Source organism: Shewanella dokdonensis (assembly GCF_018394335.1).
GTDB classification, from domain to species: domain Bacteria; phylum Pseudomonadota; class Gammaproteobacteria; order Enterobacterales; family Shewanellaceae; genus Shewanella; species Shewanella dokdonensis.
In genome coordinates, this window is the sequence record NZ_CP074572.1 from 350077 (window position 1) to 366000 (window position 15924).

The window sequence follows — 15924 nt, forward strand, 5'->3', positions numbered from 1 at the left end:
CATCAACGCTCAAGGTGATGACTGAGAGTAAGGAATGCATGACATGAAAACAGCGGTATTGGTCATAGATGTACAGCGCGCTTTTTCGAGCAGGAACCACTGCCCTATCGCGCTACGGCCACCATTGATAACATCAACGCGGTCACTGAATGGGCTCGCGCACAACGTTATCCAGTGGTGTTTATTCAACACCAGCGCAAAGGCCTGGAACCCGGCAGCAATGACTGGCAGTTACAACTGGATTTACTGGTTCGCCATGGCGATCAGTTTGTCCAGAAAAGCACGCCGGATTCATTCCAGAACACAATTTTAAAACCGTTGCTGGATCAACATGGCATTGACCATCTGGTGATTTGTGGTTTTGCGACCGAGTTTTGCGTTGACACCACAGTGCGCCGTGCGGCGGCACTGGGATATTCGGTAGATCTCGTGGCCGATGCCCATACCACCATGGACAAAGCCCATGCCGATGCGGCCTGTATCCGCCATCATCATAACTGCACTCTGCCAGCAATCACCAGTTTTGGCGTTACCATCCGGGCGGTGCCAACTGCACAACTGACGCTAATGGAGCAATGTCCAGCGACACAAGTGTTGTAAGTCTTATTGAGTTGATAATGACCTCAAAAAACGTGGCTTGATGCCACGTTTTTTAGTCTGAATCCAGCTTAATTGAGATGATATCTTAGTTGAGATGTTTAGTTAGGAATGATTTCTCGCACCTGAATATCAAACCAGCTGGCACGGCCGTTCGGGGCGGTTGATTTCACCTGAACCTGCTGAAAACCATGTAATGTCACCGGCACCCAGCTCATATTTTCTGCGTCAACAGTGTTGTTATTGGCGTCATACCAAGTGACACGATATTGCAGATTGAGATTGTAAGATGCGTGGCTACGCAAGGTGGCATAGCCGCTCAACTGACCGCCATCAGGATAGGCTTTTATGGCTTCCAGACTGACCTTGCGGCCAATGCTGACATTATCGACCCGGTTAATTCCTTGAGAACTTGCATAAATCCCGGCAGTGTTGGTCGCGCAGGCTCCAAGCGTCAGCAACGCCACTGTCATTAGCACAGCTGTTTTCATTCTGGATACTCCTTCATCAATCAATCAAAAAATGTGCCCTCGCCGTTGCAATCAGCTGTTTGCGATTGGTTTGCCAGCAGTTGATATGCACGTTCGCCACGCGTCGTCCTTGGCGGGTGATGTAACATTCAGCAAAAGTGTCCTTATAGTAACCGGCGCGCAGATAATCGACAGAGAAATCGACAACCTTAGGCACTTTGCTGGTTTGCATAAATACCATCAATTGGATAATTGCCGACATTTCCATAAAGCCTGCCATCACCCCGCCATGCAGCGCGGGCAACACTGGGTTACCTATGTTGTCTTCTTTCGCCGGCAAGCAAAACACCAGTTCATCACCAAAACGGTTCACTTCCATGCCAATAAAGCGAGCGTAAGGCACATGCTCCAGCAAATAATTAAAATCGTTGGTTTCAGTAACCTTAGCTACCAGGCTTTTGACATCACTTACCTGAGTTTTGTTCTCGCTCATGCCTGTTGCTCATCCCCCATTAACGCCTGTCGGAACGCATCACCAACCATTTCAGGGCTGATCCGCATAAAACTGCCAACTGTGTGTGCAATGGGATCATCAATGCTGTTCTGGTAGGCAATACCTCGGGTGAACGCCACGCTGGAAGATAAGCGGTAACACTCGGCAAAGCCGAATATTGGTTGGTGTGGTTGTGCAGGTTTCATGTAATCCACACGCAAATCCAGCGTGGGGGATATTTCTAACGAATTAAATTTTTGTTTGATGGCGCAGACCACGGCGCAACCGCTGGCGGTGTCCATCAAGGTGGTGAGCACGCCGCCATGTAACACGCCGGTATCAGGATAACCAATCAATGCTTCGTTATAGGGTAATTCCAGCAATACATGATGCTCGCTGGCTTCATGTACCCGCAACCCTAGGCGGCGACACTGAACTAACTGATTCACAAAGCGGGTCGCCAGACCGGTCATCGGAAAGAATTCTGGATTGGTTTTCATTTATCACTCTTGTCAATGCTTTTACTACTCAGCATCGGCCCCAATGGCTCACCACCTAGCAGGTGCATGTGCACATGGAATACTTCCTGACCACCATATTCATTACAATTAACGATCAGGCGATAACCATCTTTAGCGATGCCCGCTTCTTCCGCCAATTTGGCAGCAACAGTGAACATGCGTCCGAGCGCCTGTTCATCTGACGCTTTCACATCATTCACCGTTGGGATCACATGATTAGGCACAATTAACAGATGCACCGGCGCTTTAGGTGCAATGTCTCTAAACGCCGTGACCAGATGATCCTGGTACACGATATCCGCAGGAATTTCACGCCGTACAATTTTACTAAATAGGGTTTCTTCGGCCATAGTCCACTCTCCGGTGTGTTGTTTTCAAAGCCTTAATATCACAGTTTTTGGCTGTTTAGCCATTATAACCGAAGCCATCGCAGATGGAGCGTCTAAACCAGCTTAGCGTCACGAATAGCCTTATCAAGGCTGTAAACCCGTAGCAACAGCAACAATATGTTCCGGCCATTGGCAGCGTTACTGGCAGCATAATAGGACAGTATAAATTCACCGAAACATGCAACTTTGATTGCTGGGAACAGCCATTTTTGGCAGCATAAACCCATCTTACGTTTACAAAAATTCTCTTCCCATGATCCGTTATCAGATTACTGCCATCGACGCGGTGGCCCATCTGTTTGAAGTTACCGTACGTATCGATAAACCTGCGCCAATACAGCAACTGTGGCTGCCCGCCTGGTTGCCCGGCAGTTACATGGTGCGCGATTTTGCTAAAAATCTTATCGATATTTGCGCCTTCGATGAAATCAATCGGCCACTGGTATTGCAGCAACTGGATAAACAGCGCTGGCAGGTAGCATCCAACGCCGAAGTTTTGCATCTGCGTTATCGGGTTTATGCCTGGGATTTGTCAGTGCGTACCGCACATCTGGATCAAACCCACGGTTTCTTCAACGGCAGTAGTGTCTTTCTGGCGGTATCTGGCCGCGAGCAGCAAGCGCATGAAGTCGAAATTCTACCCCTAAAGGGATTGCTGACTGGCAACTGGCCACCATGCTGCCACGCATCAGTGGTGACGACTGGCAGTTCGGGCGTTTTCGTGCGGCTGATTACGACGAGCTTATCGATCATCCGGTGGAGATGGGCAGCTTTACCATAGGCACATTTGAGGCCTGCGGGGTACGCCACGACGTGATCCTTAGCGGGCGCCATCACTGCTGTATGCCACGATTGCTGGCCGATTTAACTGCCATCTGTGAAAGCCAGATCCAGCTGTTTGGCACGCCGGCCCCATTCGAGCGTTATCTGTTTATGACGCAAGTGCTGAAAGACGGTTTTGGCGGGCTGGAACACCGCGCCTCCACGGCGTTGCATTGCTCTCGCCATGAATTACCCGCGTCACTGGATGCGCCAGTGGATAAGGACTATCGCAATTATCTGACACTCTGTAGCCATGAATATTTCCATAGCTGGAACGTCAAACGTATTAAACCCGCCGCTTTTATGCCGTATCAGTTGCTAGCAGAAAGTTACACCCGCCAGTTATGGGCTTATGAAGGCATCACCTCTTATTACGATGACTTAATGACCTATCGCAGTGGTCGCATTGACAAACAAGGCTACTTGGAACTACTAAGCCAGACCTTTACCCGGGTTTATCGCGGTAGTGGCCGCTTACTACAGAGCCTGAGCGATTCCAGTTTTAATGCTTGGACCAAATTCTACAAACAGGATGAAAACGCTGGCAATGCGATTGTCAGTTACTACACCAAAGGCGCACTATTTGCGTTGTTCCTCGATTTAACCCTGAGATTAGAAACTCACGGCAAGAAATCGCTGGACGACCTGATGCGCCTGCTGTGGCAACGTTTTGCTCAAAAAGCCCTTGGCACCGCTGATGACAGTCACCAACAGCTTTACAGCGAATTATTAGGTCGTGATGCCACAGCTGAATTTGCCTGGCTAAACAAAACGGCAGATCTGCCATTAACTGAGCTGCTAGCCAAATTTGGCGTTGAGCTGCAACTACGTGCTAGCAGTGGCAATAGCGATCAAGGCGGCGGTGATACTGACGGACTCCGCATCGGTTTCGGGGCAAAATATAAGGTGGAAGGCTTAGGTATTCGTCTCACCAGCGTCAGCAACGGCTCCCCGGCGCACCAAGCCGGACTCAGTGCCAAAGATTTACTGATTGCGGCGGATGAGCTGCAAGTGGGCGCGCAATTTGAACAGGCGCTGCAACGCTATCAGGTCGGAGACACCATCACCCTGCACTGGTTCCGCGACGATGTACTGATGCATGGAGAACTGCCCATCGCCGCCGCGGCAAAAGATACCGTGTCGTTACGCTTGCTTGATGAACAACAGGCCAAAGCTTGGCTAGGCTAGCGTAACGGGCGCTCCTTGAATATTTAAAAGAGTGGTACATACCACTCTTTTTTATCGCAGCCACTACCATAGAAAAATCCCCCCATCAACTCAGTTAATTGCGTCAGCCATTGCCACTATCTAACCGCTGGCATCGCTTATCTCTTCGCAAAACCGACAGATTGCTTTACTATGCGCCACCCAAGCACAGTGACGCTGAAATGAATAGGCCATTATGTCTGCCAATGCACTCTACACCGATCTTTCAGGCTATTACGATTTAATGTGTGTCGACATCGACTACCAAGCCCAAAGCCACTGCATTCGCAGACTCCACCAGATTTTTGGCAATGGTGGCAATCGCCATCTCGATTTAGCCTGCGGTACCGGCCCACATTTGCGTCATTTCATCGATTTTGGATATCAGAGCCGAGGGCTAGATATTAACCAGCCAATGCTTGATATCGCCGCTACACGTTGTCCAGAAGCGCAATTTATTCGCCAAGATATGAGCAGTTTTGCAGTGGATGAACCACTGGATTTGATTACCTGTTTTCTCTATTCCATCCACTACAACGCTGGCATCAGTACACTGCAACAATGTATCAGCCGGGTATATCACGCCTTAAAACAAGGCGGTATTTTTTGTTTTAATGCAGTCGCAAAAGACAAAATAAACAATGCGTTATTTGTTAAACATAGCGCCAGGCAAGCAGATGACTTGTTCTCTTTCCGTTCCAGTTGGTTCTATAGTGGTGAAGGCGACATGCAGTCACTCAAACTCAGCATTGAAAAATCCAACGCCACAGAAACCCAGATATGGCATGACGAACATCCCATGGTCGCGTTCAGTTTTGCTGACTTGCTTGCACTATTACAGCCTTACTTTGAAGTGCACATGTTTGAACACGACTACGACAAACTCATCCCGTGGGATCAGCAATCTGGCAATGTTATTGTGACCTGTGTGAAGGTTTAATATCGACACATCTCTATTGGGCAAAAGAGCGTCTGGCCTTTCCCATAACATTTAATTTTTAATAAAAGTGGGGTTAGAAAGTAATACCAACAATCCTGCAATCGCGCAATTTCCCGCTACTGCATCCAAATTAAAAATTCATACCGGGCTACAAACAGAATCGCTACCGATTTATACCGTTTTCCCGTGGTGGTGAAAATTAAGCCCTATCGCCACCACGGATGCACCTTATACAACCACAATCACAACCCGGCAGATATCCCGACAAAACTAGATGATGCCTGTCAGAATCGGCATAGGCATTATCGCAATGGGCGGCTCACTCTGGGGCAATTTCAATGGCGAGCTTTCCTGTCGTTTTCCCTGCGATGACACGCTGGTACACGTCATTCACATCATCAAGCGTGTAGACAGTCGCCTCTTGCTGGACACGCAAAGTACCGTTCCGAAGCATTTCTGTCGCCTGAGACATAATAAAACCGTGGTGTTTTCGCGCGTTACCGCTCTGAATAGGTAGCATGGTAAACACGCCTGAATATGTCGCCCCCGAAATGAGAGAGGCGCAATGCTATGAGTTCCCCACCCAAGACAACTAACAACATGTCCACTATAGGTTTTCACCGCACGAAAAGAATTGTCTAATACTTCACCGCCCACAGTATCATAAATAATATCGAAGCCTTCGCCATTGGTGTATTCCCTGACGTAATGTTCAACACTCTCCTTGGTATAGTCGATAGGAATTGCGCCTAGATTTCGGATAAAAGCAGCATGTTTTGCCGTCCCAGTGGCAAAGACAGTAGCGCCATGAGCTTTCGCAATCTGGATTGCCATCTGCCCAACACCACCAGCACCACCATGGATTAACACGGTCATGTTTTTGGAAACGTTGGCTCGATCAACCAGCCCTTCCCAAGCCGTAATAAATACCAGAGGAATAGACGCCGCTTCTTTCAAAGAGATCTCATCAGGAACCTTTGCTAATAGGTCTGCATCAACGACCTGATATTCCGCCAAAGAACCTTGATAGCCACCAATGCCACCCACCATTCCATAAACATGATCGCCAATTGCAAACTGCTCAACGTTTGCACCTAATTTATCAATAATCCCCGCGCTATCTATGCCAAGTACTGAGGGAAAAGGTTGCCGAGCATGGGCAGCCATGCCTGTCGCAATCTTAATATCAACGGGGTTAACACCACTTGCAACCACTTTAATCCTTACCTCATTATCACTAGGTTCTGGAATTGCTAATTGGCGGATGCTTAACGGTGTATTAGCGGCTACCGCCACCGCGGCTTTCATCTGATTACTCATAATCATGGCTCCTATATTGAATATTATTTAATTATCCCCATAATTAAGTGAAACCAAATAAATTAAATTGAATAGTCAAATTTCAAATATGAATAATCCGATGGAATGGAGCGATCTCCGTATCTTTCTCGCGATCAGCCGCACAAGAACCCTACTAGGTGCGGCACGGATGTTAAACTCAAGCCAACCAACAGTCGGAAGACGTATCCAAGCATTGGAAGCCGCGCTTGGGCATAAACTGTTTCAACGAACAGCATCTGGCTTTATGCTGACCGACGAAGGCGAACAAGTTTTACATCATACTGAACAGATAGAAAATAATATCCATGCGATGGAACGCAACTTGATTGGACGAGAGCAGATGTTAAGTGGTCATCTAAAAGTATCGTCATCAGATTGGTTTGGTATTCATGTCTTATCTGAATACATTGCAGAATTTTCAAAAATCAATCCCAATATTACCGTAGAATTAAATACAGATTTTAGACAATTAAACTTACAAAAAAGAGAAGCGGATATTGTATTCCGTATCATTCCATTTAAAGATCCAGATATTGTACAAAGAAAAGTGCTGGCTATGAATTATGCCCTTTATGCAAATAAAGAGATGAAAATTGACTTAACTAAAAAAGAACAAACATTAAATATCATTACTATGGATGGTCAATTTAGCGAAATGCCAGATAATATCTGGCTTCGAAAGAAATTATCTCATGCAAACGTTGTGTTTATGAGTAATAGTCGACAGGCTCAAGCTCAGTATTGTCTTACGAGTGATGCCATTGCCGTTTTACCTACAGCATTAGGTGATTCATTTCATGGACTTCATCGTGTCGAGCTTGATGAAACACTCCCGCAACGTAATGTTTGGATTGGTTATCACAAGGACTTGAGACAGTTAAGCCGCCTAAGAGCATTTATTGACTATGTATCAGAAAAACTCAGTTCTGACACACGTTTTATATCTTAATAACTAACACTGACTTTACATTATTTAGCTTTATCTTTGAGGAACACACAAGATTTGTCCCTAATCAATCAGGTTACTAAATAACATTGTTTGCATTAGTCGACTAGGCCCACAATCTGACATATCATTGTGTCGCGATTTAGGTATCTAAACAATACAAATACTATATAATGCCTTTTCCCTTTGAAGGTAAGATACAGTTATCAGCGGGGAAATCATATCTACGGATAGAAAGTACCCTGATATTCTTATTCTGAGGAAATGGATTCGACGGTTATCTTATTTTTATTAGCCAACCGAGCTAAAATGTCACCGCCATTAAAAATCTCGACTGAAATAAGAGAATCTAATTCATAAACTGGATTTATTGGTTTTAGCTCATTGCTAAAAAAATGCCAATATCTTGGCTCCACACTCAAAATTTTCACACTGAGTGTTATAAAAATACTACATATCCCAAACACCAGTACTATTTGTTACATTAATAAGCAGCATAATAATAATTGGTAATGTATAGATAACCATTATAGCCTTAACAAATAAAGCTTGCCGAAGAGTTAATTGCTTTAACTGATTTTGGAAACGATAGCTTCTCATTCTCATAAAACTTGATAAAATCACAAAAAACAATACTGCCCACCAAAACATTTGATTAAATATCGGTTGTTTAAATGCAACAACATATACTCCAAGACAAGCTAAACAGGCTAACAGCCACTCAAAAAACCAAGATGCATATCCGTATCGTTCTTTCATGAATAAGTAAACACGGATAATAAGTGTTGTTAATGTCCAAAGAAATAATAACCAAAATATTAATTTAAAAATATTGACTCCAGAGTTAGTGCTTGCTAAGAAAATAGAGAGATTAGAAAATTATTACTAACTGTCTCGTAAAACTAAAATGAGGTCAATAAAAATCTCCAGAATAAAGAGCCTCAATAGCTATGGACATGGAAAAGTACACTCTTTTGTTTAGCGACTCTAAATCTTATTTAAACCCGGATATAGACATTGGTATTCATCATCTAAACCCCGTATGGGATCTTGGCCGCCATCATCCTCCGCCGGTCAATCAGCTCACCATCAACAATGAACGTTCCATCACCAACGGCATGGATCATACGGTGTTCTTTGTGGGCAGGCTCAACGTATGCGGCAACAGCCTCAAGTACCACAATATTATGTGCCTCAACAAGTTCTACAACTTTACATTCAATGTTGGCGCGGCATTCTTTAATCAAGGGAGCATCGACAATACGAGCGGGGACAGGCGTCAACTTGAATTTCGCAAATTTGTCAGTGTCAGCACCTGAACACATACCAATCCCCACCACAGTGTCTATCATGTCGACGGTCGGGATGGCAATGACACACGTCTTATTCTCCTGCAATGCAGCAAATGAGTAATTCCAAGCACCCGTGGTGATGGCCAGTCGTGGGGCAAAATCCAGCACCATAGTCCAAGAGATAGTCATGATATTATCGTGCTGTCCATCATGAGTGGTAACGAGTACCACAGGCCCTGGTTCTATCAAGGTAAAGGCCTTACTCAGTTGCAACTGACGCATATGCCACCTCCCAAGGTTCCACTCTGGCGCTCAAACTGAATTGACTCTTGTTACCATACGAGCTGAAACTGCACTATTCTCGGTATCTGCGCACAGATTTTAAATATGCTGCTGATTGATTATTTAGGTATCGAACCTAATGCTGAACGAGCGTTTAATTTCCCGGGTGCACGGCGGCACGGTACTGTAGTAAAAATTATTTTGATGAGTTAGCAGTAAGACAACCGATTACGCTGTCCTAAAACGCCAATGAACAAATGAGTTATCCGCCCAAACGGGACAATTGGTAAACCGCATAAAAAATGCCGACATAAAATGCCGGCATTTTTGCCTGAGAAAGTAATCAATATTACTTATTTTTTACCCAGGATTTTTCTGGGGTACGACCATCATCGTGACAGCTGTCACAAGTTGGGTGCTGACCCACATTCATATCGTGCACTGCATGGCAGTCGGCGCATTTCAGTTTGCCATCGTGTGGCTTATGAACTGCATCCATATCAGCCAGGCCGCCGTGGCAGCTTTGGCATTGCTGGAACTCATACTCGCCATCAGCAGATGGTGAACCATCTTTATGACAAGTTTCACAACCACCACCCATATCTACGTGGAAATCAGAGATTTTCTGATCTGCCGCGAAAGAAGCAGATGACATCGCCAGAGCAGCCAGACCCGCACCAAACAATGCACTTAACAGTTTATTGCTCACAATTATATCCTCCGGTTTTGACAGCTACTGGGAATTCTTATGTCAGGGTTGACCCCCATCCAGCCGCCAGTAAATAGCACGACTTCAAATTAACTTAGCCAAGCTTTAGGTACTAAGCAAACTAAATTTAAGTCTGGGGTACTTTAACAACATCGGAATAAACAAAATGTGCGCTAAATCAAGTTAACTGTGAACTGAAATGGACTTTTACAAAATTTTTACTTGATAAAACAGTTACTAATACATTAATGGCAGAATACTGAAATAAGTGAAATGACTGTTGAAAAAAACAGCCATTTCACCGCTAAACCTAGGGATTAAGCCATTTTACGTAAGGCTTCGATACGTTTTTCCAGAGGCGGATGGCTCATGAACAGTTCAGCCATAGAGCGTTTGCCGTTAATGCCAAAGGCAGACATGGTTGCTGGCATATCGCCTACCGCCGGCCCCTGACTAAGGCGCTGCAATGCGGCAATCATCTTGCTGCTACCCACCAATCGGGCAGAACCTGCATCCGCGCGGAATTCACGAACCCGAGAAAAATACGCCACAATCAAAGACGCTAGGATCCCGAACAGCATTTCCATCACAAACACTACGCCCATGTAGGCAAAAGTACCAAGACCTTCCCCTTCTTCATCATTATTAGCCACAACATTGCTGACAATACCAGCCACTACACGTGCAGCAAAAATAACAAAGGTATTCACCACCCCTTGGATCAATGTCAGGGTCACCATGTCACCGTTAGCCACATGGTTCATTTCATGACCCAACACAGCTTCAACTTCATCAGCATTCATGCCGTATAGCAACCCGGTACTCACGGCAACTAATGAATTATCTTTACTCGGGCCAGTGGCAAATGCGTTCATTTCGGGGGATTGATAAATTGCCACTTCTGGCATTTTCAGTCCAAGTTGCTGAGCCTGCCGCGCCACCGTTTCCAGCAACCAGCGCTCGGTATTATCCCGCGGTTGTGTGATCACTTCACACCCCATGGAACGTTTAGCCACCCACTTGGAAATTGCCAAACTGATAAAGGCACCACCAAAACCAAATATTGCAGCAAATACCAACAACCCTTCCATTGAACTGCTGTTAACGCCCAACAAAGACATTACGATGGAAGCCACTGCAAGAATGGCCAAGTTCGTTGCTATCAACAGAATTACACGCTTCATATCAGCTCCTGTGCATGAAATCCGCTACTTCTTAATTGCGATACAGACATAATATGTCCACAAAAACACTTTTCAAGGGATGCGCAGATTAATTTACGTTTATTTTTGCCGATGTCTGTCCAGCATCGCGGCAGAATGGCAGCAGTCTAGAAAGCACTGATTAAACCAAACTTAATAGAATATGAGTGCTCACTGAAGTGATGATATTCGCAGCATTGTTGCCTGCTGAGGCTTTTTGCTACTATGGACAGACCAATTAACCGGTAAGGACGAACTCATGGCTATTAATGCTTTACTATTAAGCAGTTCCCGTGCTGGCAACACTTCCTACTTGGCCCATGCGCTGCCATTAATTGAGCCGCTCACAGCAACTGCCCGTAAGTGGATTTTTATTCCATATGCGGGTGTCAGTATGACGTACGATAGCTATTTAGCCGCGGTTGTGGATGGACTAGCGCCCCTTAAACTGGATATTTCCTCCATTCATCAGCATGGCGATCCAAAGCAAGCCATTCGTGATGCCGATGGCATTCTGGTTGGCGGCGGCAATACCTTTCATCTGCTGCATGAGTTATATCGCTATGATTTATTGCATCTTATTCGTGAGCAAACCGCAGCAGGCAAACCCTACATTGGCTGGAGCGCAGGTTCAAATATTGCGGGTCAGAGTATTCGTACCACCAATGATATGCCAATCATTGAACCGCCCTCGTTTACCGCATTGGGTTTGCTGCCATTCCAAATCAATCCGCACTATAGCAAGCTGACGTTACCGGGACATAACGGCGAATCTCGGGCACAAAGAATTCTGGAGTTTACTTGTGTAGATCCACTCACACCCGTACTGGGGATCCAAGAAGGCACAGCGCTGCGGCTGGAAGCCAATACGCTGACATTGCTTGGGGATAAGGAAGCTTACCTGTTTAGCGGTGTGGAACAAGAAATCCCGGTAGCCCCAGGTAGCGATTTGTCGCATATGTTGCAGGCAATGTCATAGAACAGATAGATAGTTTTAGCGAATAAGTTGCCTTTTAAAGTGCCCGGATCAGTTGCTTTAAAAGGCAATATACCCAACAACGGCTAGTGGGCTAGCGCGACTGCAATAGTGGTGTTAAGTCGAGATACTCGGCCATGTCAGCCACGGTCACCGCTGGAAGATGAGGGATCATCCCCAAAAATGGCGATTGCATCATCTGTTTTAAGCTTGCCAGGTTTTCCTCAAAACGTGCCATTTCGGGCTGCGCACGATTAGCTACCCATCCAGCAACCTGTAAGCCATCGACACGGATCAGTTCTTCGGTCATCACAGCATGATTCAGGCAACCAAGCTTCATCCCCACCACAATAATCACTGGCATTGCCAACGCGACTATTGCCTCTGATAAATAGCGATTATTGCCTAAGGGTAGACGCCAACCTCCGGCACCTTCTACCAGACAAAAATCCGCCATTGCATACTGTGTCAAATCTAATCGGGCCAGCACATTCTCTGGGCTAAGTTCTACAGCAACATCGGCGGCGGCCACATGGGGGCAATGGCAGGTTCAAAGGTAAACGGATTTATTTTCTCATAATCCAGTTTCAGGCTAGATTGTTCCATCAACATCAGAGCATCCGCATTACGCAGTCCCTGCGCAGTTCTTGTGCAACCTGATGCGATGGGTTTAACGCCAACGGTTTTCAGTCCATAACTCGTTCTGGCCTTGTGTAACAGCGCTGCCGCCACATGGGTTTTACCACTGTCAGTATCAGTACCGGTGACAAAAAAATCATCATTGTTTTCCTGAAAAAGCTGCCCAAATTCAGCTGCGAGCAGTGATCAGCACTATTGTGTAATCCAGCGGCAAACCGGCTTGGGTTCGCAACGATTCCGCCCGTTGTTGCAACAAATGCCAATACCTACGGCCACGCAATCCACCACCGCTGGCAACCATTGAAGCACCAACCCCTTTCAAGGAATACAGCAACGCTCGCAAATCGTTAAAATAACAGCGAATAGTTTGTTGCTCTATCTGCAGAGACTGCCAAGGAACCTGAGTAAACTGCGCACGAATATCGGCGTAACTGGCAAAGCATCGGTTGGATAATCCCAGCCGTTGCAGTTGCGGCAAACTGTCTGCCACCATGGACACACAGATTTCCGCGCCCGGCCGAGAGACGCGTTTGAGTTCGCGCACTACCGCACCAAGATCGGCACACCACTGTAGCGCCACATTCGAGAATATCGCATCAAACTTTCTGTTTTTGAACGGCAAATTTTGCGCATCTGCACAAATTGCTTGATAGTCCGGGAAGTGACCGCGCAACTGTTGCAACATGGCGGTGGCAATGTCTACGGCTACCACTGTCTGTGGTTGAAACTCGGTCAAAGAAGTACCAGGGCCACAGCCCAGATCCAACCAATCACCGCCTTGCTGTGTCATTCTATCCAGCAACAAGCTAGCACTGCGCCGCTGTAAGGTATTGTGTTGCTGATATAAAGGCGCTGCCCGTGAAAACCGCGCAGCAATCTGAGGCAATTCAAGCATCATCACAACATTCCGCCAATGCAGTTGCCAATGCCAATAACTGTTGTGGCTGATGAGCAGCGCTCAATGTCAGCCGCAAGCGTCCCTTCCCCGCTGGCACGGTAGGAGGCCGGATAGCCCCCACCAGAAAGCCTCGTCGTGCCAAGCGGGCAGCAACCTGCATGACTCGTTCGCTATCACCCAGCACTAACGGTTGGATCGCGCTATTGGATGGCATCAAGGCAATGCCTTGTGCAGCACAGGCTTGACGGAAATAAGCGATATTCTGCGACAACTGCTGTTGCAAATATCCGTCGGCTGCCAGTTGCAATGCCTGACTAACCCCCGCACAAGCTGCCGGAGCTAACGCGGTGGAATAGATATACTCGCGAGCATTAGCTACTAGATAATCAATGAGTTGCTGTGAGCCAAGAATGGCGGCGCCCTGGCCACCTAAGGCTTTGCCAAAGGTCACTAACCGGGCGAAGGGTTTTACTTGGAGTGAATCACTCAATAAAAATCCGTGTGCATCATCCACAATCAGCGGGCTGTTACACCGCTGGCATAGCGCCGCCAGCTCAGTCAGCGGCGCACTATCGCCATCCATGCTGAACACTGATTCGGTGACCAAAGCACTCCTAGGAGTCTTGATCAATAACTGCTCCGCATGTGCCAGATCGTTGTGAGCAAAGCGTTGTAGTTTCACCTGACGATCTCTCAAAGCATCGATCATCGAGGCATGGATCAGTTTGTCTGCAATAACGGTATCGCTTGCCGTGAATAACGTCTTCAACAACGCACTATTGCCGGCAAAACCACTGGGCAGTAGTAAGGCAGCTTCATGCCCAGACAGTTCACAAAGCTGCTGTTCTAACTGGGCGTGAGCGTTACTGTAACCACTCACCAACGGCGAGGCGGTACTGCCACAACCATAACGTTGCAACGCCTGCTGCTGCGCAGTAATCACCTGCGGATGAGTCGCTAGGCCAAGATAATCATTCCCAGCAAAGTCGATAAACTGCTGACCATTACGTTGCACCCGTCTGACGCTGCCGACAACGGGCTCTGTCAGTTGCCGCTGCCGCCATAATCCTCGCGCCTGCAATTGGTGCTGCTGGGACGCAATACGTTGCAATAATTCGCCTGCATTGGCCAAGGGTTACAAGGCTCCTGCATCATAGAAATGGGCCGAGGCTTTATCGGCTAACGCCTGCGCATGTTTGGCCGCAGCAGAAAGCTCGGCCCCTTCGTCTTCCAGCAATGCCACCTGCCCTTGTTCAGGTTTTACCCCAAGACGGCGGAACAAGGACATGTCATCGTTCTCCTCGGGATTCGTGGTTGTCAGCAATTTGCAACCGTAAAAAATAGAGTTGGCCCCGGCAAAGAAACACATTGCTTGCAGTTCGTCAGTCATTTTTTCACGGCCAGCCGACAGTCGCACGCGTGACAACGGCATCAGCAAGCGAGCAACGGCGATGGTTCTGACAAATTCCAGAGGATCCAGCTCCGGCTGTTCAGCCAACGGAGTGCCGGCCACTTTTACCAGCATATTGATAGGTACAGAATCAGGGTGTTTTGGCATGTTCGCCAGTTGCTGCAACAGGCCCGCACGGTCAGTCACGGTTTCGCCCATACCGACAATACCGCCGGAGCATACTTTCATCCCAGCGGCACGAACATATTCCAGCGTATCCAAGCGGTCCTGATAAGTCCGAGTGGAGATAATGTCGCCGTAAAACTCAGGAGAGGTATCGAGGTTATGGTTATAGTAATCCAGCCCGGCCTCCGCCAGTTCTTGCGCCTGCTGTTGATTGAGCATGCCTAGCGTCATGCAGGTTTCCAGTCCCAGCGCTTTCACTTCTTTTACAATTTGAGTCAGATAAGGCATGTCACGTTGCTTAGGGTTACGCCATGCAGCGCCCATGCAAAAACGCGTGGCACCCGCGGCTTTAGCACTACGCGCCTCGGTTAACACCTTTTCTAGCTCCAGCAGACGCTCCTGCGCTAATCCGGTATCGTAACGGGCACTTTGTGGACAGTACTTACAATCTTCTGGACACGCACCGGTTTTGATCGACAGCAACCGACTCACCTGGATCTCGTTCGGATTAAAGTGTTGCCGATGTAGTGAGTGAGCCTGAAAAAGTAAGTCATTCATTGGCAAGGCAAATAACGCCTCAATTTCTTCACGTTGCCAATCATGGCGTAATTGCTGCTGCGACATT

Annotated in this window: 16 protein-coding genes and 2 pseudogenes; 5 read left to right on the top strand and 13 right to left on the bottom strand. The window is 47.1% G+C overall.

What is annotated here, in order from left to right; genetic code table 11:
- Positions 1-132: 132 nt before the first annotated feature.
- The gene (locus tag KHX94_RS01655; protein ID WP_244859403.1) at positions 133-600 is read left to right on the top strand and encodes an isochorismatase family protein; all 468 of its coding nucleotides are present in this window, start codon (positions 133-135) and stop codon (positions 598-600) included.
- 98 nt (positions 601-698) lie between these two features.
- On the opposite strand, the gene KHX94_RS01660 is transcribed toward KHX94_RS01655, so the two are convergent.
- From KHX94_RS01660 to hinT, 4 genes are read right to left on the bottom strand one after another with little or no spacing between them, the layout of a single operon-like run.
- Entirely contained in the window at positions 699-1088 is a 390-nt protein-coding gene (locus KHX94_RS01660; RefSeq protein ID WP_213682135.1) for a YcfL family putative periplasmic lipoprotein, read from the bottom strand.
- A 16-nt stretch (positions 1089-1104) separates the two neighbouring features.
- Positions 1105-1560, bottom strand: coding sequence for a PaaI family thioesterase (locus KHX94_RS01665; RefSeq protein WP_213682136.1), 456 nt, complete (start codon positions 1558-1560; stop codon positions 1105-1107).
- Positions 1557-2060, bottom strand: coding sequence for a PaaI family thioesterase (locus KHX94_RS01670; RefSeq protein WP_213682137.1), 504 nt, complete (start codon positions 2058-2060; stop codon positions 1557-1559). The genes KHX94_RS01665 and KHX94_RS01670 overlap by 4 nt, the downstream gene beginning before the upstream one ends.
- Positions 2057-2431 (bottom strand): purine nucleoside phosphoramidase, encoded by a 375-nt coding sequence (gene hinT, locus KHX94_RS01675; protein WP_213682138.1) that lies wholly within the window; start codon positions 2429-2431, stop codon positions 2057-2059. The genes KHX94_RS01670 and hinT overlap by 4 nt, the downstream gene beginning before the upstream one ends.
- Positions 2432-2723: 292 nt before the next feature.
- Between hinT and KHX94_RS01680 the strand changes: the two are divergent.
- Positions 2724-4480, top strand: a pseudogene (locus tag KHX94_RS01680) (M61 family metallopeptidase).
- Between the two features lie 214 nt (positions 4481-4694).
- The gene (locus tag KHX94_RS01685; protein ID WP_213682139.1) at positions 4695-5438 is read left to right on the top strand and encodes a class I SAM-dependent DNA methyltransferase; all 744 of its coding nucleotides are present in this window, start codon (positions 4695-4697) and stop codon (positions 5436-5438) included.
- Between the two features lie 390 nt (positions 5439-5828).
- Here the strand turns inward: KHX94_RS01685 and KHX94_RS01690 are convergent, their stop codons facing one another.
- The gene (locus KHX94_RS01690; RefSeq protein ID WP_213682140.1) at positions 5829-6758 is read right to left on the bottom strand and encodes an alcohol dehydrogenase catalytic domain-containing protein; all 930 of its coding nucleotides are present in this window, start codon (positions 6756-6758) and stop codon (positions 5829-5831) included.
- 100 nt (positions 6759-6858) lie between these two features.
- On the opposite strand from KHX94_RS01690, the gene KHX94_RS01695 reads away from it, so the two are divergent.
- Positions 6859-7728 carry a LysR family transcriptional regulator gene (locus KHX94_RS01695; protein ID WP_213682141.1) on the top strand — a complete coding sequence of 290 codons (870 nt, stop codon included), beginning with the start codon at positions 6859-6861 and terminating at the stop codon, positions 7726-7728.
- A 447-nt stretch (positions 7729-8175) separates the two neighbouring features.
- Here the strand turns inward: KHX94_RS01695 and KHX94_RS01700 are convergent, their stop codons facing one another.
- The 4 genes from KHX94_RS01700 to htpX all read right to left on the bottom strand — a co-directional run bounded on the left by KHX94_RS01700 (position 8176) and on the right by htpX (position 11192).
- Entirely contained in the window at positions 8176-8484 is a 309-nt protein-coding gene (locus KHX94_RS01700) for a hypothetical protein (protein WP_213682142.1), read from the bottom strand.
- 272 nt (positions 8485-8756) lie between these two features.
- Entirely contained in the window at positions 8757-9299 is a 543-nt protein-coding gene (locus tag KHX94_RS01705; RefSeq protein ID WP_213682143.1) for a flavin reductase family protein, read from the bottom strand.
- 349 nt (positions 9300-9648) lie between these two features.
- Positions 9649-10008, bottom strand: a complete 360-nt coding sequence (gene cctA, locus KHX94_RS01710; protein ID WP_213682144.1) for a tetraheme c-type cytochrome CctA — start codon at positions 10006-10008, stop codon at positions 9649-9651.
- A 317-nt stretch (positions 10009-10325) separates the two neighbouring features.
- Positions 10326-11192, bottom strand: a complete 867-nt coding sequence (gene htpX / locus KHX94_RS01715; protein WP_213682145.1) for a protease HtpX — start codon at positions 11190-11192, stop codon at positions 10326-10328.
- 277 nt (positions 11193-11469) lie between these two features.
- Here htpX and pepE point away from each other — a divergent pair, with 277 nt between their 5' ends.
- Positions 11470-12189: a dipeptidase PepE gene (gene pepE, locus KHX94_RS01720; protein WP_213682146.1), complete on the top strand. Its 720-nt coding sequence runs from the start codon at positions 11470-11472 to the stop codon at positions 12187-12189.
- 91 nt (positions 12190-12280) lie between these two features.
- On the opposite strand, the pseudogene bioD reads toward pepE, so the two are convergent.
- The 4 genes and pseudogenes from bioD to bioB all read right to left on the bottom strand — a co-directional run bounded on the left by bioD (position 12281) and on the right by bioB (position 15923).
- Positions 12281-13008 (bottom strand): annotated as a pseudogene (gene bioD / locus KHX94_RS01725) (dethiobiotin synthase).
- Positions 12995-13723 (bottom strand): methyltransferase domain-containing protein, encoded by a 729-nt coding sequence (locus tag KHX94_RS01730; protein WP_213682147.1) that lies wholly within the window; start codon positions 13721-13723, stop codon positions 12995-12997. Before KHX94_RS01730 ends, bioD begins: the two are co-directional and overlap by 14 nt.
- On the bottom strand, positions 13713-14855 hold the full coding sequence (locus KHX94_RS01735; RefSeq protein ID WP_213682148.1) for an aminotransferase class I/II-fold pyridoxal phosphate-dependent enzyme: 1143 nt from the start codon (positions 14853-14855) through the stop codon (positions 13713-13715). The genes KHX94_RS01730 and KHX94_RS01735 overlap by 11 nt, the downstream gene beginning before the upstream one ends.
- 3 nt (positions 14856-14858) lie before the next feature.
- Complete coding sequence (gene bioB / locus KHX94_RS01740) at positions 14859-15923, bottom strand: biotin synthase BioB (protein WP_213682149.1); 1065 nt, start codon at positions 15921-15923, stop codon at positions 14859-14861.
- Between the last annotated feature and the right edge of the window lies 1 nt (position 15924).